Here is a 26,139-nt window from a genome sequence, read left to right on the forward strand (position 1 = left end):
GGAACCCGGCGCGCGGGGAAGTCGCGTGATTTCCCTAGAAGTGGGAGGCCGGGAAGTGGGAACGGCGCCGCGCACTCCCCGGCAACGCATTCTTCAGGGAAACCCCTGAATCGGCGTCCGGACAGCCGGGTGCCGCTTGACCCGGCCCGTCGCGGTGGCCCACCGTGCTGTGCCGGAAGACCGGGGCCGGGCGACGCGATCGCCCCCGCCCCCGGCGTGCGACCTCCCCTTTCCACCCGTGGGCCCGCCCGGCGCGTACCGGCACGCGAGGGCGGCACGGAGCGGTGGCCGCACCCGTCCGATCCGGCCGGGCCTTCGCCGTCCGGGACATTACGGCTTGCCACGTGAGGGTTGTGCTATGTCACTCCAGGAGGACGAACGTCGACCGCTGTCCGGGGCCCAGGAGGGTCTCTGGTACGCCGGACGGCTCGCACCGGACAGCGCCGCGTACAACACGGCGGAGGCGGTGGAGGTCCACGGCCCCCTCGACACCGGCCTGTTCGAGACCGCGCTGCGGCGCGTCGTCGGTGCGGCCGACACCTTCGCCCTGCGGTTCGCCGACACCGACGAGGGGCCCCGCTGCCACCCCGCCGCGGACGCCGACGACTGGCCCCTGCACCGGGTGGACGCCAGCGACGCCGAGGACCCCGAGGCCGCGGCGTGGGCGCACGTCCGCGCCGACCTCGCGACGCCCGTGGACCTGGAAAAGGGCCCGCTGTTCGCGCACACCCTGCTGACCCTCGCCCCCGACCGCCACCTCTGGCTGCTGAGGGCCCATCACCTCCTGCTCGACGGCTACAGCTACAAGCTCCTCGGACGGCGCCTGGCCGACACGTACAACGCGCTGGCCGAGGGACGCGAGCCGGAGCCCGCCGGGTTCGAGCCGGCCGGCCGGCTCCAGGAGGAGGAGACGGCCTACCGCGCGTCGGCCGCGTACGCCCGCGACCGCGACCACTGGGCGCGGCACCTGGCCGGTCTGCCCGAGCCCGCCCGGCTCACCTCCCGTACGGCCGCCCCCACCGCGCCCTTCCTGCGCCGCACCGCCGAGCTGACACCCGCCGAGACCGGCGCCCTCGACGCCGCCGCGGCCCGCCTCGGCGTCCGGCGCGCCGACCTGCTGACCACCGCCACCGCCGCCTATCTGCACCGGATGACCGGCGCCCGCGACCTGGTGCTCGGCCTCGCCACCATGAGCCGTCTCGGCAGCGCCGCCCTGCGCACCCCCGGCACCGCCTCCGACGTCCTCCCGCTGCGCGTGGCCGCCGCCCCGGACACGCCCCTCGCGGAGCTGGCGGGAGCCGTCGCGGACGAACTGAGGGCGCTGCGCCGCCACCAGCGGTACCGGGGCGAGTTCCTCCGCCGCGACCTGGGCCTGCTGGGCACCGGACGCCGGCTGTACGGGCCGGTGCTCAACATCGTCCCGTTCGACGAGTCCCCGGTGTTCGGCGGGCACCCCACCACCTGGCACCACCTGTCCGGCGGAGCCGTCGACGACCTCCAGATCTCGGTGCGGCCCGGCGCCTCCTCCGGCGGGCTGTGGCTGGCCCTCGACGCCAACCCCGCCCTGTACGAGGAGGACGAACTCGCCCTGCACCGCGACCGGTTCCGCGCGCTGCTGCGCCGGCTGGCCGAGGCCGACCCGGCGACGGCGCTGGGCGACCTGGACGTCCTGCTGCCGGGCGAGCACCCCCGGGACGCCCCCGTGCGCACGTTTCCGGTCCGGCGGACCCTCACCGAGCTGTTCGAGGAGCGGGCGGCGGCCGTGCCCGAGCGGACCGCCGTCACCTGCGGGGACGAACGCCTCACGTACGTCGAGCTCAACGCCGGGGCCAACCGCCTGGCCCGGCTGCTGACCGACCACGGTGCCGGCCCCGGCCGGGTGGTGGCCCTCGCCCTGGAACGCGGGAGGCATCTGCTGCCGGCCCTGCTGGCCGTCCTCAAGACCGGCGCCGCCTACCTGCCCCTCGACCCCGGCCACCCGGCCGAACGGCTGCGGCTGGTCGTCGAGGACGCCGCCCCCGTCGTCCTCGTCACCGAGCACGCCCACGCCCACCTCGCCGGGGACGCGCTGCCCGTCGTCCGCCTGGACGACGGGCAGGTCACCGCGGACCTGGCCCGCCGCTCCGCCGCCGACCTCACCGACGCCGACCGGCACGGGCGGACGAGCCCGTCCGACATCGCGTACATCATCCACACCTCCGGCTCCACCGGCCGCCCCAAGGGCGTGCCCGTCCCGCACGCGGCCGTGGTCCGCCTCTTCGCCGCCGCGGCCGAGCACTTCGACTTCCGCGCCGACGACGTGTGGACGCTGTTCCACTCCTACGCCTTCGACTTCTCCGTCTGGGAGATCTGGGGCGCCCTGCTGCACGGCGGCCGGGTCGTCGTCGTCCCGTACGCGGTCAGCCGCTCGCCCCGGGAGTTCCTGGAGCTGCTGCACCGCGAGGGCGTGACCGTCGTCAACCAGACGCCCTCCGCGTTCGAGCAGCTCATCGACGCCGACCTCGAACGCGGCGGCGGCTCAGGGGCGTTGCGGTACGTCGTCCTCGGCGGCGAGGCCCTGCGCCCGGCGCGGCTGCGCCCCTGGGCCGACCGGCACGGCCTGGACCGTCCGGCGCTGGTGAACATGTACGGCATCACCGAGACCACCGTGCACGTCACCCACCACCGCCTCACCCGGGCCGACCTGGACGACCCGCGCCGCGGCAGCGTCGTCGGCACCCCCCTCGCCGACCTGCGCGTCCACCTCCTCGACGCCGAGGGACGCCCGGTGCCGCCCGGCGCGACCGGCGAGATGTACGTCTCCGGCGCCGGCGTCGCCGCCGGATACCTGAACCGGCCGGACCTGACCGCCGACCGCTTCCTCGACGACCCCTACGGCCCGCCCGGCACCCGCATGTACCGCTCGGGCGACCTGGCCCGGCGCCGCCCCGACGGCACCCTCGACCACCTCGGCCGCGCCGACGCCCAGATCCAGCTCCGCGGCTTCCGCGTCGAACCCGGCGAGATCGAGGCCGTCCTCGCCGCCCACCCCGGCGTCACCCGCGCCGCCGTCGTGCCCCGCCGCTCCGAGAACGGCGCCCTGCACCTCGTCGCCTACACCGTCCCGGCCGGCGACACCCCGGCGGGCCCCGCCGAACTGCGCGCCCACGCCGCCGCGCACCTGCCCGAGCACATGGTCCCGGCCGCCTGCGTCCCGGTGGACGCGCTGCCGCTGACGGCGAACGGCAAGCTCGACGTGCGGGCCCTGCCCGCCCCCGACTTCGCCGCCGCCGCGACCGGCACCCGGCCCGAGACACCGCGGCAGGCCCTGGTGTGCCACCTGTTCGAGGAGGTGCTGAAACTCCCCCGGGGGACCGTGGGCACCGACGTGAACTTCTTCGACCTCGGCGGCGACTCCCTGCTCGCCACCCGCCTGCTCGCCCGCCTGCGGCACGAGACCGGCGCCGAGATCCCCATCACCGCCCTGTTCGACACCCCGACCCCCGCCGCCCTCGCCCGCCGGCTCGACGTACCGGCGGACGCCGCCCCGCCCCGCCCGGCCCTCGGCGCCGCCGCACGCCCGGCGCGGGTGCCGCTGTCGTACGCCCAGGAACGCATGTGGTTCCTGAACCGGCTCGACGACGGAGCGGCCACCTACAACATCCCGCTCCTCGTCCCGCTCGACGCCGCTCCCGACGCCGATCCCGACGCAGGTCTCGACACCGACGCGCTCCGGGCGGCCCTCGGCGACCTCGCCGACCGGCACGAGATCCTGCGGACGGTGATCGCCGAACACGACGGCGCCCCGTACCAGCGCATCCTGCCGCCGGGGGAGCTGCGGCCCGTCCTGCGGCACGTCGACTGCCCCGCCGCGGAGACCGCCGCCCACGTCACCGCCGCGCTGCGGCACCGCTTCGACCTCACCGCCGAAAGCCCCCTTGCGGTCTGGGTGCTGGGCTCCACCCTGCTGTTCGTCCTGCACCACAGCGCCGCCGACGGTTGGTCGCTGCGCCCCTTCGCCGAGGACCTGAGCACCGCCTACACGGCCCGCCGCGCCGGCCGGGCCCCCGACTGGCCGCCGCTGCCCGCGCAGTACGCCGACTACACGCTGTGGCAGCGCGCCCTGCTCGCCCCCGAACCGGAAGGACCGGGCCGACTGGAGCGGCTCACCGCCCACTGGCGCACCGCGCTGGACGGCCTGCCCGAGGAGTGCACCCTGCCCGGTGACCGGCCGCGCCCCACCACACCGCGCGGCGGCGGCGCGCACGTCCGGACCACCCTCGACGCCGGCCTGCACCGCGCCCTGCTGCGCCTCGCCGAGAGCGAGGGCGCCAGCCTCTTCATGGTGCTGCACGCCGCCGTCAGCGCCCTGCTCACCCGCTGCGGCGCCGGTGCGGACATCGTCCTCGGCACCCCCGTCGCGGGCCGCACCGAACCCGCCCTCGACCCCCTGATCGGGCTCATCGCCAATACCCTGGTGCTGCGCGCCGACACCTCGGGCGACCCTGCCTTCCGGGACCTCCTCGCCCGGCTGCGCACGGCCGACCTGGCCGCCCTGGACCACCAGGACCTGCCCTTCGACCGGCTGGTCGACGACCTCAACCCGCCCCGCACACCCGGCCGGCACCCCCTGTTCCAGGTGATGCTGGCCCTCCAGAACAACGAACCCGCCGTCCTGCGACTGGACGGCGCCGCACGCGCCGAGCTGCGGCCCACCGCCACCGGCACCGCCAAGTTCGACCTCTTCGTGGACGTCCTGGAACGCCACACCCCCGAGGGCGCCCCCGACGGCCTGACCCTGCACCTCGAGTACGCCACCGACCTGTACGACACCGGCACCGCCGAGGCGTTCGCCCGCGCCCTGCACGACGTCCTGCGCACCGTGACCGCCGAGCCCGGCACCCGCGTCGGCGAGCTGCCCGCGCTCCCCGAGCGCACCCCGGCCCCGGCCGCGACCGACCCCGCGGAACTGGAGGACGCGGCCCTGTCCGTGCCCGGCATCCGCGACGCCCGCGCCCTGCCCGGCAGCGACGGCGCCCCACCGCGCCTGTACGTGGTGCCCGGGCGGGCGGACGCCGCCGAACGCGTCGAGGAGCTCCTGGACCGCGCGGGTCACGGCACCGTCCGCGTCACGGCGGTCAACGCGCTGCCCCGCGCCGAGGACGGCACCGTCGACACCGCGGCGCTGCGCGCCCTGCCCGCCGTGGACCGCGCCGCGGCCGGCGCCTGGCGGGAGCGGCTGACCCGGGTCCCGGGCGTCACCACCGCCGACGTGACGGTGGAGAACACCCCCGAGGAGCTGGACCGGCGCCACACCGGCCTGCCCGACCGGGCCGCGGACCCCGCTCCCGCCGCCCGCGCCGAGGGCGCCCGTGCCGTACCGGCCCTCAGCGAGGGGCCCGCCCTCACCGAGCCGTCCGTGCCGGGCTGGGCCGAGGCCCTGCGCCGCGCCGCCGCACAGGACCGGGGCGACATCGTCCACGTCCACGCCGACGGCAGCGAACACCGACGGACCTACGCCTCCCTGATCCCCGAGGCCTCCCGCGTGCTCGCCGGTCTGCGCCGGGCCGGTCTGCGCCCCGGCGACCGGGTCGTCCTCCAGTGCGACGCCACCGAGGACTTCCTCGCCGTGCTGTGGGGGTGCGTCCTCGGCGGCTTCGTCGCCGTCCCGCTGACCGTCCCCGCCTCCTACGACACCCCGTCGGCGGCCCTGACCAAGCTGGAGGGCATCTGGCGGATGCTCGGCCGGCCCTGGATCGTGTGCTCCGCCGGCCGCGAGGCCGGGCTGCGCGCGGTGGCCGCCCGCCAGGACTGGCCCGGCCTGCGGCTCACCACGGCCGACGCGCTGCGCGAGGCGCCCGAGGACCACGACTGGCACCCCGCGGGGCCGGACGACCTGATGCTGATGCTGATGACGTCCGGCAGCACCGGCCTGCCCAAGGCGGTGCGCCTCACCCACCGCAACGTCCTGACCCGCTCCGCCGCCACCGAACAGATCAACGGCCTCGGCGCGGACGACGTCTCCCTCAACTGGATCCCCCTGGACCACGTCACCGGCGTGGTGATGTTCCACCTGCGGGACGTGTACCTGGGCTGCCGACAGATCCACGCCCCCACCTCCTGGGTCCTCCAGGACCCGCTGCGCTGGATGGACCTCGCCGACCGGCACCGGGTCACCGTCACCTGGGCGCCCAACTTCGCCTTCGGGCTCCTCGCCGAGCAGTCCCACCGCTTCACGGACCGCGCCTGGGACCTGTCGCCGATGCGGCTGGTGATGAACGCCGGCGAGGTCGTCGTGGCCTCGGCCGCCCGCCGGTTCCTGCACGCGCTGAAGCCGTTCGGCCTGCCGCAGGACGTGATGCACCCCGGCTGGGGCATGTCCGAGACCTGCTCCGTGGTCACCGACGCCGTCCTGCCCGCCCAACCCGTCCCGGACGAGGGGACGTTCGTGAGCTGCGGCCTGCCCTACCCCGGATTCGCCATGCGGGTCGTCGACGAGCGGGGCACGCTCCTCACCGAGGGCGAGGCGGGCCGGTTCCAGGTCCGCGGCACCTCCGTGACCGGCGGCTACCACGACAACCCGGGCGCCAACGCGGAGGCGTTCACCGAGGACGGCTGGTTCGACACCGGCGACCTGGCGTATCTGCGCGACGGCGAGCTGTACATCACCGGCCGCGCCAAGGACGTCATCATCGTCAACGGCGTCAACCACTACAGCCACGAGATCGAGGCGTGCGTCGAGGAAACGCCGTACGTGGAGCGCAGTTTCACCGCCGCCGTCGCGGTGCGCTCCGATCCGTCGTCGCCCACCGACGAACTCGCGCTCTTCTTCCACCTCACCTCGGAGGTCACCGCCGATGCCCTGCGTGGGATCGCCGGGAAGGTGACCCGGGAGATCGGCGTCAGCCCGACCTTCCTCATCCCGGTCGAGCGGGACGCGATCCCCAAGACCGAGATCGGCAAGATCCAGCGCACCAGGCTCCGCAAGGGCTTCGAGGCGGGCGCCTTCGACGACGAGGTCCGCCGGACCCAGCTCCTGCTGGGCACCGCCGCCACCGTCCCCGACTGGTTCCTGCGGCCGGTGTGGCAGCGGACGGAACGCCCCGGGGCCCGGCCGGCGCCACCCGGCCGGCACACCCTCGTCCTCGCCGGCGGCGACCCCCGGGTCCGGGAGCTCGCGGAACGGCTCGCCGACGTACTGCGGTCCGGCGGGGGCCTGTGCACGGTGGTCGGCGAGGGGACGGCGTACGCCCGGCTCGACGCCGCGCACCACCGCGTACGGCCCGCCGAGGAGGCCGACTACGCCGAGCTGCTGCGGCAACTGGAGCACGACCGGCGGCCGGTCGACACCGTCCTGCACCTCGACGGGTTGCGCGGCACCCCCGCCCCGGAGCCGGCGCCGCAGGACACGACCGGCGCCGAGGAAGTGCTCGCCCTCGCCCGCGCCCTCGCCGCCCGGCCCGGCCCGCGACGCCCCGTCCACCTCGTGTACGTGACGAAGGGCGCCCAGGCCGTACGCCCCGGCGACCGCCCGTCCCCGGCCCACGCCATGGCGGGCGCGCTGCTCAAGTCGCTGGCCGAGGAGCTCGGCCGGCTGCGCGGCACGCACCTGGACCTCCCGCCGGACGACGGCACGGACCCGCTGCCCCTGCTGACGGCCGAGGCGACGGTCACCGCGGACGGCGCGGAGGTGGCGTACCGCGACGGACACCGGTACGTGCGCCGCCTCGCCGCCCTGCCCGACACCCCGCCCCGCGCCGAGCCGCCCGCGCACGACGGCTTCACCCTCCTCACCGGCGGCCTGGGCGGCGTCGGCGCCGAGATCGCCGCCCACCTGCTGCGCACCCCCGGCACCCGGCTGCTGATCGTGGGCCGCGCCCCGGAAGCCGAAGCCCACGCCCTGCCCCGCCTGCGCGAGCTGGGCGAGGTCCGCCACGCCCGCGCCGACGTCACCGACGAACACCGGGTACGGGCCGCGGTGGAGGCCGCCGGCGAGGCGTGGGGCGTGCCCCTGGCGTCGGTGCTGCACCTGGCCGGAACGCTCGTGGAACGCCCCGTGGGTGAACTGGACGCCGCCACCTGGCGCCGGGCCCTGGCGGCGAAGACGCGCGGCGCGTGGACGCTGCACCGGCTCACCGCCGACCACCCGGTCACCTCCTTCACCACCTTCTCCTCGGTGAACGGCTGGTTCGGCGGCGCCATGAACGCCGCCTACGCCGCCGCCAACGCCTACCTGGACGCCCTCGCCCTGTACCGCCGTAGCCTCGGCCTGCCCGCGCAGTCGCTGGCGTGGAGCATGTGGCGCGAGCGCGGCATGAGCCGGGGTTACGGACTCACCGCGCTCACCGAGGCCCGCGGCTACCGGCTGCTCGACGCGCCCGCCGCGCTGCGCTCGTTCGACCTGGCCCGCACCCTGGACGAACCCCACCTGCTGATCGGCGCCGACCGCACCGCCCCCTGGGTCCGCAGCCACGTCGTCGCCCCCGTGCGCCAGACGCGGCGCCTGGCCGCCCGCGTCCACCTGGCGGACGGCACCGACCTGGGCGCCCTGTACCGCGCGGCGGCCGACGGCGCCCGTGCGGCCGGCCTGTCCGACGGCGCGTGGACGCTGCGCTCGGCGGGCACCACCGCAGGCCCGGACGAGGCGGAGGCGGGGGAGGAGTCGCGACGGCTGGAGAGCCGGCTCGCCGAGGTGTGGTGCGGCGTGCTGGGCCGCGACCGGGTGGGCCGGGACGAGAACTTCTTCGACCTGGGCGGCAACTCGCTGCTCCTCGTCACCGCCCAGACCGCCGTCAACCGCGCCTTCGGCACCGACCTGTCGGTGGTCGACCTGTTCGCCCACCCCACGGTCCGGGACCTGGCGCGCCACCTGTCGGCCGCGGGGGCCGGTTCCCCGGCGGTCGCCGAACAGCCGCCACGGCAGGAGGCAGGCGGCCAGGACCGCGCCAAGGAGCAGGCACAGCGGCAGCGCGCCGCCCGCGCGCGCCGCATCGCACGGCACGGCAAGGACCGGGGCCGTGCCTGACACCACCGAGCCGGGAGAGGACGAGGCACAGGCCGTGCACGACACCAGCGCACCCCACGACGAGGAGTTCCCCGAGTTCCCCGCCGTCGCCGTCATCGGCATGGCGGGCCGCTTCCCCGGCGCCGACGACCTCGACGCCTTCTGGGACAACCTCGCGGCCGGACGGGAGGCGATCCGGCCCGTCACCGACGAGGAGTTCCTCGCCGCCGGCGGCGACCCGCGCGACCTGGGCGACCCGACGCTGATCCGGATGGTGTCGGCCGTCGAGGGCATCGACCGCTTCGACTCCGGCTTCTTCGGCTACAGCCCCGCCGAGGCCGCCGTCGTCGACCCGCAGCAGCGGCTGCTGCTGGAGACCGCCTACCACGCCCTGGAGGACGCCGGCTGCCTCGGCGGCGACCGCACGGCCGAGGGGTTCGGCGTCTACGCGGGCGCCGGCGACAGCCGCTACTACCCGTCCCACGTGTACCCGAGCCACGCCGGCCGGCCCGGCTCGGTGGAGCTGGTCCACGCGGCCACCGCCAACTCCCTCGGCACCCTCGCCACCCGCGTCTCCTACGAACTCGGCCTCACCGGACCGAGCGTGTCCCTCCAGACGGCCTGCTCCACCGCGCTGGTCGCCGTGCACACCGCCTGCCAGGACCTGCTGGACCACCGCTGCGACACCGCGCTCGCCGCCGCCGTCTCCCTCAACCCCTCGGCCGCGCTGGGCTACCGCCACGTGCCCGACGGCCCGTTCTCGCCCGACGGCCACTGCCGCGCCTTCGCCGCCGACGCAGCCGGCACCTCCTCCGGCGACGGCGTCGGAGCCGTCGTGCTCAAGCGGCTGGAGGACGCCCTCGCCGACGGCGACCGCATCCGCGCCGTCATCCGCGGCAGCGCCGTCAACAACGACGGCCGCCGCAAGGTCGGCTTCAGCGCGCCCAGCGCCGCCGGGCAGACCGAGGTCATCCTCGCCGCGCAGGCCCAGGCGGAGGTGGACGCCGGCACCATCGGCCTGGTCGAGGCGCACGGCACCGCCACCAAGCTCGGCGACCCGATCGAGGTGTCCGCGCTCACCGAGGCGTTCCGGCACAGCACCCGGCGGACCGGCTTCTGCGCCCTCGGGTCGGTCAAGACCAACATCGGCCACCTCGGCGCCGCCGCGGGCATCGCCGGGCTCATCAAGGCCGTACTGGCCCTGGAACACCGGCAGATCCCGCCGAGCCTGCACTTCGACCGCCCCAACCCGCTCATCGACTTCGACTCGAGCCCGTTCCGCGTGCCCACCGCGCTGGAGGACTGGCCCGGGGGCGACCACCCCCGCCGGGCCGCCGTCAGCGCCTTCGGTATCGGCGGCACCAACGCCCACGTCGTCCTGGAGGAGGCCCCGCCCACCGCCCCCGACACCCCCCGCCCGCCCGCGGACGGCCGCCGCCTGGTGCTGCCGCTGTCCGCGCGCACCGCCGGCGCCCTGCGCGGCCAGGCCCAGGCACTCGCCCGGCACCTCGAACGCCACCCGGACCTGCGCCTGGACGACGTGGCGCACTCCCTGCGCACCGACCGGCCCGCGCTGCGCCACCGCCTCACCGTCACCGCGGCCACCCGCGACGAGGCCCTCGGCGCGCTGCGCTCCGCCGCCCCCGCCACCCCGCCGCTGCCCGACGATCCGGCCCGCGTGGCGTTCCTGCTGCCGGGCGGCGGCACCCAGTACCCGGGCATGGGCGCGGAGCTGTACCGCGACCACACCGTCTACCGCGACACCGTCGACGAGTGCGCCCGCGTCCTGCGGCCCGTCCTCGGCACCGACGTGCGCACCGCCCTCTTCGAGCAGCGGCGGCCCGACGACACCGCCGCGTTCCTCGGCCTCGTGGTCACCGAGTACGCCCTGGCCCGCACGCTCATCGAGTCGGGCGTCCGCCCCGACGCGCTGATCGGCCACTCGCTCGGCGAGTACACGGCCGCCTGCCTGGCCGGCGTCATCGACCTGGCGGACATGCTGCCCCTGGTCACCGAACGCATCCGGCTCATCGGCGCGGCCGGCGGCGCCACCGTCGGCGTCGCCGCCCCGGCCGAGGAGATCCGCCCGCTGCTCGACGCGGACCTGTCCCTGGCCGCCGTCAACGGCCCCGGCGCCTGCACCGTCGCCGGCCACCTCGACGCCGTCGCGCGCTTCGAGGCCGAACTGACCCGCCGGGACGTCCCGTTCCGCCGCCTGCGCATCCCCGTCGCCGCCCACTCGCACGTCCTGGACCCGGTCCTGCCGGCCTACGAGACCCACCTGCGCCAGGTCACCCTGCGCCCGCCGCGCATCCCGTACGTCACCAACGTCACCGGCACCTGGGTCACCGACGCCCAGGCCACCTCCGTACGCCACTGGCTCGACCACACCCGCGACACCGTGCGGTTCGCCGACGGCATCGCCGCCCTGTGGGACCGCCTGCACCCCGTCCTCGTGGAGATCGGGCCGGGCGACACCCTGACCAAGCTCGCCACCGGCCGGCTCGCCGACGCGGCACCGGTGACGGTGACCACCATGCGGCACGCCAAGGCCGCGGCGTCCGACGGCTTCGTCCTCGCCGAGGCGCTGGGACGGCTGTGGAGCGCGGGCGTGGACAGCGCCCTGCCCCCGGTGCCGGGCACGCCCCGGCGGGCCCCGCTGCCCCCGTACGCCTTCGAACGCCGACGCCACTGGATCGACGCCCCCGGCACCCGCCCCACCCCGGATGACACTCCGGCCGCGGAAGGAACCGCCCCCGGCCGCACCCCGCGGCCCCGGCTGGCCACGGAGCACGTACCGCCCCGCACCGAACGCGAACGGGAGGTCGCCCGGCTCTGGGAGGACACCCTCGGCATCGACGGCGTCGGCCTGCACGACAACTTCTTCGACCTCGGCGGCGACTCGATGCGCGCCGTGCTGCTGGTGGGCCGGCTGCGCCAGGCCGGTGTCCTCGACGTCCCGGCGGCGACCCTGCTGGCCGCACCCACCGTGGCCGGCGTCCTCGCCGCCGCCGGCGAGCAGGAAGGGAAGACGCCGCGGACCGCCCCCACCGCGCTCGGACCGCTGCTGCCGCTGCGCGCCGAAGGCACCGCCACGCCCCTGTTCTGCGTGCACCCCGGCGCCGGCGTCTGCTGGCGCTACACCGGCCTGCTGCCCCACCTCGGCGGCGACCAGCCCGTCTACGGCATCCAGGCGGCCGGCCTCGACGGCACCCGGCCGCCCGCGCCGGACGCCACCGCCATGGTCGCCCACTACCTCGACCTGGTGCGCCAGGTGCAGCCGCACGGTCCGTACCGGCTGCTGGGCTGGTCCTACGGCGGATTCGTCGCCCACGCCATGGCCTGCGCCCTCCAGCGCGACGGCGAGCGCGTGGAACTCCTCGCCATGCTCGACGCCCCCCAGCCGCACGGCACCGCCCACGACCCCGACGCGGCCGAACGCCAGGTGGCGGCCCTGCTGTCCAGGGTGGCCGGGCTCCCCGCCGACCCGGGGGCAGCCGTGGAGACCGTCCTGGAGCGCATCGACGCCCGCGTCTCCGCCGACCCGGCGAGCGTGCCCGTCACCCGCGCCGAGGCCGCCGCCATCGCCGCCGTCATGCGCAACAACCTGCGCATCGCGCCCCAGTTCGCCCCCGGCGTCTACCGCGGCGACGTGCTGTTCTTCAGCGCCGCGCGGGAGCGGCCCACCGACTTCCCGGCGGACCTGGCGGTGCTGCCCGGCAAGGCCGACTCCTGGCGGCCCCACATCGACGGCACCCTCCACGACCACCACGTGCCCTGCGGCCACTACGAGATGACCGAACCCGAACCGATCGCCCGCATCGGCGAAGCGGTCGCCAAGGCCCTGCGCGGCCCCGGCGACCGGGCCTCCATACCTCCGCCCCCTTGCAACCCCCGTTGAGGAGAACCAGCGTGACAGCGACCCAGGACCTCTATGAACTCGGTGACGCGCCCGAGATCGGCACCGTCCCGACGAAGATGTACGCCTCGCTCATCCGCCCCGAGCGCTACGGACAGCCCGTCGACGCCTTCCGCACCGAGGTGGTCGACGTCCCGCCCGTGGGCCGCGGCCAGGTCCTGGTGAAGGTGATGGCCGCCAGCATCAACTACAACAACGTCTGGGCGGCGCTGGGCTCGCCGCTCGACGTGATCGCCGCCCGGCGGAAGGCGGGCGCCACCGAGGACTTCCACATCGGCGGCTCCGACCTCTCCGGGATCGTCTGGGCGGTCGGCGAGGACGTCCGCGGGGTGCGGCTCGGCGACGAGGTCGTGGTCCTCGCCAACCGCTGGGACGAGAGGGCCGAGGACATCCGGCTCGGCGGCGACCCCACCTGGTCCGCCAGCCAGCGGGTGTGGGGCTACGAGGAGAACTACGGCTCCTTCGCCCAGTTCGCCGTCGTCGACGACTACATGTGCCACCCCAAGCCCGCCCGGCTGTCCTGGGCGGAGGCCGCCTGCTACATGGCGACCGCCGCCACCGCCTACCGCCAGCTCTTCGGCTGGCCCCCGCACACCGTGCGCCCCGGCGACCCGGTGCTGATCTGGGGCGGCGCCGGCGGCCTCGGCTGCATCGCCATCCAGCTCGTGCGGCACGTCGGCGGCATCCCCGTCGCCGTCGTCTCCAGCGAGGAGCGCGGCGAGTTCTGCCTCAAGCTGGGCGCCGAGGGCTGGATCGACCGGCGGCGGTTCGACCACTGGGGGCGGCTGCCGGACACCTCCGACGACGAGGCGATGGGCCGCTGGCTGTCGGGGGCCCGCGCCTTCGGCCGGGCCTTCTGGGAGGTGCTCGGCGAGCGCCGCAGCCCGCGCATCGTGCTGGAGCACTCCGGTGCCGACACCATCCCCACGTCCCTGTACCTGTGCGACAACGGCGGCATGGTCGTCCTGTGCGGCGGCACCACCGGCTACAACGGGGACGTCGACCTGCGCTTCCTGTGGATGCGGCAGAAGCGCCTCCAGGGCTCGCACGTCGCCACCGCCCGCGAGGCACGCGAAGTCACCCGGCTGATCGACCAGGGCGTCATCGACCCCTGCCTGTCCCAGACCTTCGACTTCGAGGAGATCGGCCTCGCCCACCAGCTCATCCACGACAACCGCCACCCGGCGGGGAACATGGCCGCCAGGGTGGGCGACCGGGGGTGATTCACCCCCGTTCAGCGGGGTACCCGCGGCAGAGTACGACGCACACGCCACCTCCGGAGGTACTCCCCATGGGCAAGCTGGGCGACCTGATGAACAAGGCCAAGCGGATGGCCAAGGGCCACCCCGACCAGGCCGACAAGGGCGTGTCGCGCGTCGAGCGCATGATCGACGAGCGGACCGGCAACAAGTACGACGCCAGGACCGACAAGGCCGCCGACGCGGTACGGCGTTCCTACCGGGACGGCGGCGGCACGCGGCGCTGACCCGATGCGCGGGTCTCCCGCCCCCGGCGCACGGGGACGGGAGACCCGCTCAGCCCGCGGCGCCGACCCGGCCGACGACGTAGCTGAACACGCCCGCCCCGACGCGCACCACCCGCACCCGCACCGCGTGTGCGGGTTCCGTGCGCGGGCAGACGCGCAGACCGTCCCCGTCGGAGCGGGCCCGCAGGTCGCGCAGGCTCCCCACCGGTCCGGCCGGGCGCTCGGCGTCCGGCCCGACGAGGGCCTTCCAGGCGGCCTCCTTGGCGGAGAAGAGCTCCGTCACCGACCAGGCCCCCGCCCCCGCCCCCGCCCCCGCACCGAGCAGCGCCTCCTCGTCCGCGCGCAGCACCAGACGGGCCGCGCCGCGGGGGAGGGGACGCAGTTCCAGGTCGCAGCCGAGCGGCAGGTCCCGGCCCGGGGCGCGGGCCACGGCGACGGCGATCCCGGCACTGTGCGAGATCGACGCCGCCCGGCCGGGCGGGAACACCGGCAGCCGCCCCGATCTGGGGATCTCCCCGCACTCCAGCCCCACCGCGCGCAGCGCCCGCCGGGCGGCCCGCCGGCCGGCCAGGAACTCCAGCCGGCGCCTGGGCGGCATCGACGCCGCCGCGGCGGCCTCGGCGGGCCCGGCCGGTTCCGGACCCGGCTCGCAGACGGCCGCGACGCCCAGCCCGAGCCCGGCGGCGGCCAGCGACGGCCGCAGCGCGGCCACGTCACCGCACGCCGCCCGTGCGGGCTCACTGCCCGCCGCCGCCCACGCGGCCTCAGAACCGCCCCGGGCCGGCCGCGACGTCTCCGTCCCGGCCGGCCCGGTCCGCGCGGGGCGTGGGCTCATCGCCGCCCGCCGCACGCGCTCACACCCGCAGCAGCTTCTTGACGATCTTCCCGGCGGGGTTGCGCGGCACCTGCTCGACGAACTCCACCCGCCGCGGGCGCTTGTACGGCGCGAGCAGCCCCGCGACATGCGCGAGCAGCGCCGCCGCGCCCGCCTCCGCGCCCGGCTCCAGGGCGACGTACGCCAGCGGCACCTCGCCGTAGTCCTCGTCGGGCATCCCGACGACCGCCGCGTCCCGGACCGCCGGATGGGTCATCAGGGCGCGCTCGATCTCCGAGGGGTAGACGTTCTGGCCCGCGCGGATGATGACGTCCTTGGTGCGGTCCACCAGGCTGATGCGCCCCTCGCCGTCGACGAAGCCGAGGTCGCCCGTCCTGATCCACCCGTCGAGGGTGATCTCGGCGGTGGCCCGCGGGTCGTTCCAGTAGCCCTGCATGACGCCCGGCCCGCGCACCACGATCTCGCCGATCTCGCCGCACGGCACCTCCCGGCCGCCCTCGTCCACCGCGCGGGCGGACATGCCCGGCACGACCCGGCCGCACGGGATGCGGGCGGTGACGTCCCCGGGGGCGGGGTGCTCGTCGGGACCGAGCGTGACGAACGGACCGCCCACCTCGGTCATGCCGTACACCTGCCGGAACCCGCAGCCGAGCCGCCGGACCGCGTCGGCGTAGACGTCGAGCGGCATGGGGGCGGCGCCGTACAGCACCTCCCGCAGTGAGGACAGGTCGGTGCGGTGGGACCCCTTGGCCTGGAGCATGAAGCGCAGCATCTGCGGCACCAGCCACATGTGCGTGGCCCGGTGCCGCTCCACCGCGGACAGCGCCCGCTGCGGGGTGAAGCCGGGCATCAGCACGACCGTGGCACCGGCCGCCAGGTAGGTCAGGGACACCACCATGCTGCCGTGGTACAGCGGACAGCAGTTGACCATGACGATGCCGTCGGTGGGACGGGCCATCACCAGCCAGCCGAGGGCGATCGCCCGGAACGACCCGCTGTCGACGGTCACCCCCTTGGCCTGCCCGGTGGTCGCCGAGGTGTGCAGCACGGCGATCGGGTCGGTGTCGGCGACCCGCGGCAGCTCCCGCGCCTCGGCCAGGGTGCCCAGCGCCGCGAAGGCGGGCTTGTCCAGCGCCAGCCGGATCCGCACCGACGCCGGCAGCTCCGGGTGCCGGTCCAGCAGGTCCGACTCCCCGATGACGGCCACCGCGCCGACGCGCTCGACGATCCCGGCGACCTCGGGCTCGGCCAGGCTGTGGTTCAGCGGCACGAACAGCGCGCCGAGCCGGGCCAGCGCGAAGTAGCTCTCCAGGACCTCGATCCGGTCCTTGGCGAGCACGGCGACCCGGTCACCCCGCCCGATGCCCGACTCGGCCAGCCCGTACGCCAGCTCAAGCGTGCGGTCGTGGAACTCCGCCCAGGTGACGCTGCGTTCCTCGTCGACCAGGGCGGTCCGGTCGGGCCAGCACTGGCGGTTGCGTTCCAGCAGTTGCGTCAGCCACATCACGCACCGCCGCTCGCGCCGGCGACCGCCCGCTCGGCCACGAAACGCTCGTAATCGGCGATCGTGCGCAGCCCCTCCACGTCCTCGGCGGTGATCTCCACGCCGAGCCGCTGCTCGACGAGCAGCACCAGACGCACCAGATCCCCGGAATCGATGCCGCTGGCGGCCAGGTCGACGTCGTCGCCGACCCGGTCGGCGTACTCGGCCGTACCGGTGAGTTCGACCAGCAACTCCCTGATGGTGCTCATGGTTTCCCCTCTCGCCTCGGCGTGCCGGCCGCCGCGCGGTGTACGACTGTCACCCCCTGAGGAGGAGGACGGGGCCGGGCCGCACTCCCCGGGCCGGCCCGTGAGCTTTGTCACGCGCCGGAACCGCGCGCCGCGGGGATAGCCGGGCCGCGCCGGGGGCCTCTTACCGCAACGAAGCCACCCGCTCCGCCCGGCCCCGCGCGGGCGGTCCCGAACCGAAGGAGTGATGCGCGTGCCCAGGCAGCCGGTACGGGTCCGCACCCCCGGACGGTGCCCGCGGTACGGCACCGCCGCGGCGGTCACCGGACGCCAGGTCGGTGCCCGGTGACCGCGCCGGCCACCGCCCCCGCCGCGGACGAGGGCGACCTGCTCGCGCACTTCGACGCGCTCCTCGCCGCCGGTGAGACGATCGAACCGCGCGACTGGATGCCCGACGGGTACCGCCGCATGCTGGTCCGCCAGATCGCCCAGCACGCCCACTCCGAGATCATCGGCATGCAGCCGGAGGGCGCCTGGCTCACCCGCGCCCCGTCCCTGCACCGCAAGTCGGTCCTCATCGCCAAGGTCCAGGACGAGGCCGGCCACGGTCTGTACCTGTACTCCGCCGCCGAGACGCTCGGCGTGGACCGCGCCGACCTGCTGGACGCCCTGCACCGCGGGCAGCAGCGCCCCTCCGCCACCTTCAACCACCCCGCGCTCACCTGGGCGGACACCGGGGCCATCGCGTGGCTGACGGACGGCGCCGCCGTCATCAACCAGGCGCCCCTGTGCCGCACCTCCTACGGGCCGTACGCCCGGGCGATGCGCCGCGTCTGCCAGGAGGAGGCGTTCCACGTACGGCAGGGCTACGACCTGATGCGCGCCCTGTGCGAGGGGACGCCGGAGCAGAAGGAGATGGCCCAGGACGCGGTCGACCGCTGGTGGCTGCCGGCCGTGGCGCTGATGTTCGGGCCGCCCGACACCGAGGCGGGCGGCGCCGACGCGCGGACCGCCGCGCTGGGCGCCGCGGTCTCCCGCCGCGCGATGGCCTGGGGCATCAAGCGCCACACCAACGACGAGCTGCGCCAGCGCTTCGTCGACAGTTGCGTCCCGCAGGCCGAACGCCTCGGCCTGACGCTGCCCGACCCGGCGATCCGCTGGAACGAGGAACGCGGCCACTACGACTTCACCCCGGTCGACTGGGACACCTACCGCCGGGCACTGGGCGACGACACCCACTGGGCGCGGCAGCGCATCGCCCACCGCCGGGCCGCGCACGAGGACGGCGCCTGGGTCCGCGAGGCCGCCGCCGCGTACGCCGCCGCCGAGGACGCCGCTGCCCGGGACGCGCGGGGAGGACAGGACGGATGAGCGGGACACGGGAGGGCGCGCCGGCGTCCTGGGAGGTCTTCGTGCGGGCCCGCCGGGGCCTGGCCCACCAGCACGTGGGGTCGGTGCGCGCGGCCGGCCCGGACGCGGCGCTGGCCGCGGCCCGGGACCTGTACACGCGCCGGGGCAACCCGCTGTCGGTGTGGGTGGTCCGCTCCGACGCCGTGCACACGGCCTCCCCGGACGAACGCGACCCGTACTTCGCGGGCGCCCGCCACAAGCCCTACCGCTACCCCGAGCACTTCGCGCCGCTGACCGAGAAAGGCCCCGAAGGTGAGCACGACCAGTGACGCCCCGGCGGCGCGCCCGGACACCCTGCCGGGCGGCCCGCCGTCCGTCGCCCCCGACCTGGCCCGGCACCTCCTGCGCCTCGGCGACGACGCGCTCGTCCTCGGCCAGCGGCTGTGCCAGTGGATCACCCGCGCGCCGACCGTCGACGAGGACCTCGCCCTGTCCAACATCGCCCTCGACCTGATCGGCCACGCCCGCGCCCTGCTCACCCGCGCCGGGCGGCTCGACGGCACCGGCCGCACCGAGGACGACCTCGCCTACGGCCGCTCGGACCGCGAGTTCACCAACGCCCTGCTGGTCGAACTCCCCAACGGCGACTTCGCGGTGACCGTGGCCCGGCAGCTCGCCTACACCCACTACGCCGTCCTGTACTACGAGACCCTCGCGCACTGCCCCGACCCCGACCTCGCCGCGTTCGGCGCCCGCGCCGCCAAGGAGGTCGCCTACCACCGGCTGCACGCCGACCGCTGGACGGTGACGCTGGGACGCGGCACCGCGCACAGCGCCCGCCGTATGCGGGACGGCCTGGAACGGGTGTGGCCGTACACCGCCGAACTCTTCGAGGAGGACGAGGTGCTGCGCCGCCTGGCCGCCTCCGGCACGGTGCCCTCCCCGGCACCGCTGCGCGAGACGTGGCTCGGGCGGGTCACCGAGGTCGTCACCGAGGCCGGGCTCACCGTGCCCGCACCCGCCTGGTCGGCCACGGGAGGCCGCTCGGGGCTGCACACCGAGGAGTTCGGGCCGCTCATGGCCGAACTCCAGTCGGTGCGGCGGCAGTTCCCCGGAGGCACCTGGTGAGCGGGACCGTACCGGACACCTCCCGCCGCTCCCCCCGGGAGGTGCGCGAACGGGTGGCGGCGCTCCCGGACCCGGAGCTGCCGGTGATCGCCCTCGGCGACCTCGGGGTGGTGGGCTCCGTCGCCCCGGCCGCCGACGGCGTACTGGAGGTGGAGATCACACCCACCTACCTGGGCTGCCCCGCGCTGCCCGAGATCACCGCCGCCGTACGGGAGGTCCTGACCGCCTGCGGCCACCCCGACGGCCGTGTCCGGCAGGTTCTCGCGCCGCCCTGGACTACGGACCGCATCACGCCCGAGGGCCGGCGCAAGCTCGCCGCGCACGGCATCGCCCCGCCCGTCTCCCCGGCTCCCGGCGGTCCGGTCACCGTCGGTCTCGGCGAGGTGCCCTGCCCGCACTGCGGCTCACGGGCCACCCGGCCGCACAGCGCCTTCGGGCCCTCCCGCTGCCAGTCGGTGCTGTGGTGCACGGCGTGCCGCGAGCCCTTCCCCCACCTGACCGCGCTGTGAGGCACACACCGTGAACACCGCAGCCCCCGCCCCGCCCGCCGCCTCCCCCCGCACCCGTTGGCACCGGCTCCGCGTCACCGAGGTCCGCCACCCGACCGCCGACACGGTGGCCGTCACCCTCGACGTGCCCGCCGCCCTGCGCCAGGTCTTCACCCACCGCCCCGGCCGGCACGTCGTCGTCCGGCACCGCCGCGGCGACGGCGAACTCCGCCGCAGCTACTCGGTCTGCCCGCCCCCGCACGCCCCCGGGACACTCCGCCTGGTGATCAAGCGGGGCGACCCCGACGGCTTCGGCACCCACGCCGCCACCCGCCTGGCACCCGGCGACCACCTCGAACTCTCCCCGCCCACCGGCGCCTTCGCCCTGCCGGAGCTGCCCGGCGCCCACCACGTCCTCCTCGCGGGCGGCACCGGCATCACCCCACTGGCCCCGATGGCCGCCCACGCGCTGCGCCGGGACCCGGCCTGCCGCGTCACCCTCGTCCACTCCGTCCGCACCGCCGCCGACGCCCTGCTGGCCGACGAACTGGCCGAGGTGAAGGACGAGTTCGTCGACCGCTGCACCGTCGTGCACGTGCTGACCCGCGAGGACCGGGGGAGCGGGGGCGGCCCGCTCGCGGGACGGCTCGACGAGGCCGGGCTGCGCCGCCTGCTGGCGGCCCTGGACGCCCGCCCCGGCCCGGACACCGCCTACGCCCTGTGCGGACCGCCCGGCCTCGTCGACACCGCGCGGCGGGTCCTGGCCGAGGAGGGCGCGGATCCGGCGCTCGTCCGCTGGGAGCTGTTCACGACCGGCGGGACGGCACGGCGGCCACCGGAACCGGCCGGACCGGCACCGCAGGCGGCCACACAGGCACCCGGGACGGGACAGGTCCGGGTCACCGCCCTGCTCGACGGTCGCCGCCGTGCCGCCACCGTCCAGCCGCACGACCCGGTCCTCCTCGACGCCCTGCTGCGGGCCCACCCCGACGTGCCGTACGCCTGCCGTGAGGGGGTGTGCGGCAGTTGCCGCGCCAAGGTCCTGTCCGGGCAGGTGACGGCCGACGGCCAGCACGCCCTGGACGAACGGGACCGGGCCGCCGGCTACACCCTCGTGTGCCGCGCCCGGCCGCGCACCCCCGAGATCACCCTCGACTTCGACGCCTGATCCGCAACACCCCCTGAAGCGAAGGAGACCCACGATGACCGCCACCGCCCGCCACGAGGGGAAGACCGCCCTGGTCACCGGAGGCAGCCGGGGCATCGGCCGAGCCATCAGCCGCCGCCTCGCCCGCGAGGGCGCCCTGGTGGCGGTCCACTACGGCCACGACCGGACGGCCGCCGAGCGGACCGTCAAGGAGATCGAGGGCGACGGCGGCCGCGCCTTCCCCGTGCACGCCGAACTCGGCGTCCCCGGCGACGCGGACACCCTCTGGTCCGCCTTCGACGCGGCCCTGGCGGAGCAGGACGCCCCGGCGGGCCTGGACATCCTCGTCAACAACGCGGGCATCACCCTTCCCCGCCCCCTCGCCCAGGTGACCGAGGCCGACTACGACCGGGTCTTCGCGATCAACACCAAGGCGCCGTTCTTCATCATCCAGCGCGGCCTGGACCGCCTGCGCGACGGCGGCCGGATCGTCAACATCTCCTCCGTCGCGACCCGTGTCGCCTTCCCGCCGATCGTCTCCTACACCATGACCAAGGCCGCCCTCGACTACCTCACCCTCTCCCTGGCCCAGGAACTGGGCCCCCGGGGCATCACCGTCAACGCCGTCGCACCCGGCTACACCGAGACGGAGATCAACCCCACCCTCGCCGTCCCGGAGATCCGCCGCCGCTACTCCGAGGCCTCCGTGTTCGGCCGGCTCGGCGACCCGGTGGACATCGCCGACGTCGTCTCCTTCGTCGCGAGCGACGACGCCCGCTGGGTGACCGGCCAGTGGATCGACGCCTCCGGCGGCGCCCACCTCGGTGTGTGACCCGTCCGCACCCCCAGGAGATGCCATGAACGACCGCACGTCCGCCCTCGACGAGCCGGTGACGGACGACGCCCTGACCCGGCCCTTCGCGGGCGCCAGCCCCTACGACACATACGTCCGCGCGTCCGTCCTCAACTCCCTCCAGCACCCCCTCACCGAGGCCCCGGACGAGATGGGCTTCCTCGTCACCACCCAGGTGATGGAACTGTGGTTCACCCTGATCGTGCACGAGTGGCGCACGGCACGGGTGGCCTTCGCCAAGGACGACCTGCCCGCGGCCCTGGACGCCCTGACGCGCAGCCGCCGCGCGCTGACCGCTCTGGGCGGCGCCTGGGCGCCCATCGCCGCGCTGACGCCCGCCCGGTTCAACGGCTTCCGGGCCGCCTTCGGCCAGGCGTCGGGGTTCCAGTCGGCGATGTACCGGCACATGGAGTTCCTCCTCGGCGACAAGTCCGCCGGGCTGCTGCGCGCCCACCGCGGCGACCCGGCCGTCCACGAGGCGCTCGCCGAGACCTACCGCGAACCGTCCCTGTACGACGAGGTGCTCGCCTACCTCCACCGGCAGGGCCTGCCCGTCCCGCTCCACGTCCGCGAACGGGACATGACCAGCCCGTACACCAGTGACCCCGGGGTGACCGAGGCGTGGCGGCAGATCTACGCCGGGCCGCCGCACCACCCCCACCTGGTGCTGGGCGAACTGCTCACCGACATCGCCGAACTCGTCACCCGCTGGCGTTTCGACCACGTCCTGGTGGTCCGCCGCGCCATGGGCGCCAAACCCGGCAGCGCCGGCTCCGCCGGGCTCGCCTGGCTGGAGCGGCGGGCGGCCCGCCCGGTCTTCCCCGAACTGTGGGAGGTGCGCGGTGACCTCTAGGGTCGTCTCCGCCTTCGCGGCCGAGGAGGAGCGGCGGGTCCTGAGCCTGAAGCCGGTCCTGGCACCGGTGCACGGCCGCTACGGCGACCACCCCCACCAGTCCTACGACGCCTGGCCGTCCGACGACCCCGACGCCCCGCTGGTCGTCCTGCTGCACGGCGGCTACTGGCGCTACGACCGCATGCACCTGACCCCGTTCGCGGCCTGGCTGTCCCGGCAGGGCTTCGAGGTGCTGCTCCCCGGCTTCCGCCGCTCCGGTGGCGCGGGCGGCCACCCCGAGACCTTCGACGACGTGGCCCGCGTCGTGGACACCCTGCCCCGGGGGCGGCCCTACGTCCTGGCGGGCCACTGCTCCGGCGGCCACCTGGCGCTGTGGTGCGCCGCCCGGGGACTGCTGCCGCCCGGCTCCCGCTGGCACACCCGCACCCTGCCGACGAGCGTCCTCGCCCTCGCGCCGATCACCGACCTCACCGCCACCCGCCGCGACCGCCTCAGCGACGACGCCGCCCTCCAACTCCTCGGCGGCGAGGCGCACTTCGCGGAGCGGCTGCCGGAGGTCGACCCCCTCACCCTGCTGCGCGACGCCGGCACCACCGGCGTCCCCACCGTGCTGCTGCACGGCGCCGCCGACGAGGAGGTCCCGCTCACCCAGTTCGGCGACTACGCGGCCGTGCACCGGGACCTCAGGACGGTCGTCCTGCCCGGCACCGGCCACTACACCCTCATCGAACCGGAAGCGCCCGGTGCCCGCGCGGTCGCCGACACCCTCCGGGACATGGCCGCCGCCTTCCCCCGGAAGGACTCCGGCCGCGCGGGCGAGGAGGCCGCACACCGATGACCACCGCACTGTCCGCCCCGGCCGACCTGCGGGAGCGAGCCGCACGGCTCGACGCCGACGATCCCCTGGCCCACCTCCGCGCCCGCTTCCTGCTCCCGCCGGGCGTCGTCCACCTCGACGGCAACTCCCTCGGCCCGCTGCCCGCCGCCGTCCCCGCCGCCCTGGACGACGTGGTGCGGCGCCAGTGGGGCACCGGCCTCATCGGCTCCTGGAACGCGAACGGCTGGTGGGAGGCGCCCCTGCGGGTGGGGGACACCATCGGTGCGCTCATCGGGGCCGCGCCCGGCCAGACGGTCGCGGGCGACTCCACCAGCGTGCAACTGTTCACCGCGCTCGACGCCGCCGCCGCGCTCCGCCCGGACCGCCCGCTGCTGGTCACCGACCCCGGGCACTTCCCCACCGACCGCTACCTGGCCGACGCGGTCGCCCGCCGCCGGCACCTGGAGGTACGGCGGGTGCGGCCGGCGGACCTCCCGCGCTTCCTCGCCGTTGAGGGCCACCGGGTCGCCGTCGTCAGCTACTCGCCCGTCGACTTCCGCACCGGGGAGCTGTACGACATGCGGGAGCTGACCGGCGCCGCCCACGACGCCGGCGCCCTCACGCTGTGGGACCTGTGCCACGCGGCCGGCGCCCTGCCCCTCGACGTCGACGCGATCGGCGTGGACCTGGCCGTCGGCTGCGGCTACAAGTTCCTCTCCGGCGGCCCCGGCGCCCCCGCCTTCCTGTACGTGGCGCGGCGCCACCACGCCGTCCTGGAGACGCCGCTGCCCGGCTGGACCGGCCACGCCGACCCGTTCGCCCTGGCACGGGAGTACACGCCCGCCCCCGGCATCGCCCGCGCCCGCATCGGCACCCCGCCGGTCCTGTCGCTGCTCGCCCTGGAGGCGGCCCTCACCGCCTTCGACGGCGTCGACCTGGCCGACGTCCGCGCCAAGAGCCTGTCCCTGACGGGGTTCTTCCTCGGCTGCGCGGACGCACTCCTCACCCCCCTCGGCTTCACCTCCGTCACCCCGGCCGACCCCGTCCGCCGCGGCAGCCAGGTCACCCTGCGCCATCCGCGCGCCCGCGGGCTGGTCGTCGCCCTCGCCGAGCAGGGCGTGATCGCCGACATGCGCGCACCCGACCTGCTGCGCTTCGGCGTCAACGCCCTCTTCACCACCCACCAGGACCTCCTCACGGCCGCGCTGCGCCTGCGCGACCTCGCCCGTGACGCCGCCTACGACCCCGCGCCGCGGGCCGCGGGGCCGGTGACCTGAAAGGGACCGGGCGGCGCCGCGGCCCGCTCAGCACACCCTGCCCCGGGCCCTGCGGCCCACGGCCGCCGCACCGCACTGCCGAGGAGCCGCCGGCCGGTCATGTACGCATGGGGCTAACGGGCGGCGAGGGCCAGATCCCACAGGCGGATGCCGTCCCGGTCGCCGTCCGTGACGGCGACCGGGGTACCCGCGATCTCGGTGACCGTCTGGAGGCAGTGGCCGACGAACGGATCCCCGAGCTGCTCGCCGCGGGCCAGGTCCCACACGCGGGTGGTGCCGTCATCGCTTCCGGTGACGGCCACCGTGCGGCCGGCGACGACCGCGGTCCCCAGGGTCTGGATGCTGTCGGTGTGCCCGGTCATGGGCGCCCCGATCGGCCGCTGCGTCACGAGGTCCCACCGGTGCAGCGCCCCGCCGCCCCCGGCGGCGACCACCACCGCGCGGCCGTCCACCTCCGCGATCGCGACGGCCCCGACCGCGGGCTCGACACCGGTCAGGGACTGCCCGAGCCGCTCCCCCCTCATCAGGTCCCAGACCTCCAGGAAATCGTCGTGACCCCCCGTGACCGCGACCGGTCGGCCGGCGACGAGCGCGGCGCCCATTTCCCCGTTGTAGCTGCCTTCGAGGTCCGCCACGCGCGCACCGGTGGCCAGGTCCCACGCCTGGAGCGTGCCCGCCTCACAACTGCTGACGGCGAGCAGCCCCCGCTCGTACGGAACAGTGGTGAGCGAGCAGACACCCAGCGCGTGCCCGATCATGACCTTGCCGATCCTGCGCCCGGTGCGCGGATCCCAGGCCCGCACGATCCCGCCGCTGGAATCCCCGTCGTCGGGAAAGGAGAAGTCGTACCGGGCGCCGCCGGTCACGACCACGGGCCGGCCCTCGAGCCGCGCCACCGTCACGCGTGAGGCGATGTTGTACGCGTCGACCGTGATCCGGTCGCGCGTGCACTCCTCGTCGTCCTCCCAGTAGTCGTTCTCGAAGTACCAGTCGTCCTCGGGCCCAGCGGCGGCGAGATCCAGGGGACGGTCGACGCAGGCGCCGCCGCGCAGGTCGCACGTCCACAGCACCGCTTCCTCGTCCACACTTACCACCACGGGAACGCCGTCCAGGTCCATGACCGAGACGGGGTAACGGCCTCGCCCATGGCAGTGGCCCCGAAAACCGTTCATCATTCGATCATCAGTCATACGGCGCACGCTACCGGTGCCGAGGAGGCAGCCCGCCCTTGCTCCGCCGCGTCGAGCGGCGAACCCCTTGCCCGGGGCTCGT

17 protein-coding genes are annotated in these 26,139 nt (G+C 75.7%); 13 read left to right on the plus strand and 4 right to left on the minus strand.

The annotated features are described in order from the left end of the window. Positions 1-358 precede the first annotated feature (358 nt). The 4 genes from ACYVO2_RS10325 to ACYVO2_RS10340 all read left to right on the plus strand — a co-directional run bounded on the left by ACYVO2_RS10325 (position 359) and on the right by ACYVO2_RS10340 (position 14,388). Positions 359-9,004, plus strand: coding sequence for an amino acid adenylation domain-containing protein (locus ACYVO2_RS10325; protein ID WP_461007362.1), 8,646 nt, complete (start codon positions 359-361; stop codon positions 9,002-9,004). Further along, a complete protein-coding gene (locus ACYVO2_RS10330; protein ID WP_461007363.1) occupies positions 8,997-12,884 on the plus strand; it encodes a type I polyketide synthase in 3,888 nt (1,295 codons plus the stop codon). The genes ACYVO2_RS10325 and ACYVO2_RS10330 overlap by 8 nt, the downstream gene beginning before the upstream one ends. Positions 12,885-12,895: 11 nt before the next feature. Continuing rightward, on the plus strand, positions 12,896-14,125 hold the full coding sequence (gene ccrA / locus ACYVO2_RS10335) for a crotonyl-CoA carboxylase/reductase (RefSeq protein ID WP_461007364.1): 1,230 nt from the start codon (positions 12,896-12,898) through the stop codon (positions 14,123-14,125). Positions 14,126-14,193: 68 nt separating this feature from the next. Further along, positions 14,194-14,388 (plus strand): antitoxin, encoded by a 195-nt coding sequence (locus ACYVO2_RS10340; RefSeq protein WP_461007365.1) that lies wholly within the window; start codon positions 14,194-14,196, stop codon positions 14,386-14,388. 49 nt (positions 14,389-14,437) lie between these two features. Here the strand turns inward: ACYVO2_RS10340 and ACYVO2_RS10345 are convergent, their stop codons facing one another. The 3 genes from ACYVO2_RS10345 to ACYVO2_RS10355 all read right to left on the minus strand — a co-directional run bounded on the left by ACYVO2_RS10345 (position 14,438) and on the right by ACYVO2_RS10355 (position 16,975). Continuing rightward, positions 14,438-15,100 carry a 4'-phosphopantetheinyl transferase gene (locus ACYVO2_RS10345; RefSeq protein WP_461007366.1) on the minus strand — a complete coding sequence of 221 codons (663 nt, stop codon included), beginning with the start codon at positions 15,098-15,100 and terminating at the stop codon, positions 14,438-14,440. Positions 15,101-15,242: 142 nt separating this feature from the next. Beyond that, positions 15,243-16,727 (minus strand): class I adenylate-forming enzyme family protein, encoded by a 1,485-nt coding sequence (locus ACYVO2_RS10350; protein WP_461007367.1) that lies wholly within the window; start codon positions 16,725-16,727, stop codon positions 15,243-15,245. Continuing rightward, entirely contained in the window at positions 16,727-16,975 is a 249-nt protein-coding gene (locus ACYVO2_RS10355; protein WP_461007368.1) for an acyl carrier protein, read from the minus strand. Before ACYVO2_RS10355 ends, ACYVO2_RS10350 begins: the two co-directional genes overlap by 1 nt. A gap of 324 nt (positions 16,976-17,299) precedes the next feature. Between ACYVO2_RS10355 and paaA the strand changes: the two genes are divergently transcribed. The 9 genes from paaA to ACYVO2_RS10400 are packed head-to-tail and all read left to right on the plus strand — an operon-like array spanning position 17,300 to position 24,867. Further along, positions 17,300-18,325: a 1,2-phenylacetyl-CoA epoxidase subunit PaaA gene (gene paaA, locus ACYVO2_RS10360; RefSeq protein ID WP_461007369.1), complete on the plus strand. Its 1,026-nt coding sequence runs from the start codon at positions 17,300-17,302 to the stop codon at positions 18,323-18,325. After that, positions 18,322-18,633 carry a 1,2-phenylacetyl-CoA epoxidase subunit PaaB gene (gene paaB, locus ACYVO2_RS10365; RefSeq protein WP_461007370.1) on the plus strand — a complete coding sequence of 104 codons (312 nt, stop codon included), beginning with the start codon at positions 18,322-18,324 and terminating at the stop codon, positions 18,631-18,633. The genes paaA and paaB overlap by 4 nt, the downstream gene beginning before the upstream one ends. A gap of 25 nt (positions 18,634-18,658) precedes the next feature. After that, positions 18,659-19,432, plus strand: coding sequence for a 1,2-phenylacetyl-CoA epoxidase subunit PaaC (gene paaC, locus ACYVO2_RS10370; protein WP_461007412.1), 774 nt, complete (start codon positions 18,659-18,661; stop codon positions 19,430-19,432). Then, on the plus strand, positions 19,429-19,941 hold the full coding sequence (gene paaD, locus ACYVO2_RS10375; RefSeq protein WP_461007371.1) for a 1,2-phenylacetyl-CoA epoxidase subunit PaaD: 513 nt from the start codon (positions 19,429-19,431) through the stop codon (positions 19,939-19,941). Before paaC ends, paaD begins: the two co-directional genes overlap by 4 nt. Positions 19,942-19,951: 10 nt before the next feature. Further along, positions 19,952-21,088, plus strand: coding sequence for a 2Fe-2S iron-sulfur cluster-binding protein (locus ACYVO2_RS10380; protein ID WP_461007372.1), 1,137 nt, complete (start codon positions 19,952-19,954; stop codon positions 21,086-21,088). A gap of 34 nt (positions 21,089-21,122) precedes the next feature. Beyond that, positions 21,123-21,899 (plus strand): SDR family oxidoreductase, encoded by a 777-nt coding sequence (locus tag ACYVO2_RS10385; protein ID WP_461007373.1) that lies wholly within the window; start codon positions 21,123-21,125, stop codon positions 21,897-21,899. 25 nt (positions 21,900-21,924) lie between these two features. Next, on the plus strand, positions 21,925-22,773 hold the full coding sequence (locus ACYVO2_RS10390; RefSeq protein WP_461007374.1) for a tryptophan 2,3-dioxygenase: 849 nt from the start codon (positions 21,925-21,927) through the stop codon (positions 22,771-22,773). Continuing rightward, positions 22,763-23,611, plus strand: a complete 849-nt coding sequence (locus tag ACYVO2_RS10395) for an alpha/beta hydrolase family protein (protein WP_461007375.1) — start codon at positions 22,763-22,765, stop codon at positions 23,609-23,611. The genes ACYVO2_RS10390 and ACYVO2_RS10395 overlap by 11 nt, the downstream gene beginning before the upstream one ends. Continuing rightward, a complete protein-coding gene (locus ACYVO2_RS10400; RefSeq protein ID WP_461007376.1) occupies positions 23,608-24,867 on the plus strand; it encodes a kynureninase in 1,260 nt (419 codons plus the stop codon). Before ACYVO2_RS10395 ends, ACYVO2_RS10400 begins: the two co-directional genes overlap by 4 nt. 113 nt (positions 24,868-24,980) lie before the next feature. Here the strand turns inward: ACYVO2_RS10400 and ACYVO2_RS10405 are convergent, their stop codons facing one another. Next, positions 24,981-25,985, minus strand: coding sequence for a WD40 repeat domain-containing protein (locus tag ACYVO2_RS10405; RefSeq protein WP_461007377.1), 1,005 nt, complete (start codon positions 25,983-25,985; stop codon positions 24,981-24,983). Between the last annotated feature and the right edge of the window lie 154 nt (positions 25,986-26,139).

Source organism: Streptomyces capparidis (genome assembly GCF_054782095.1).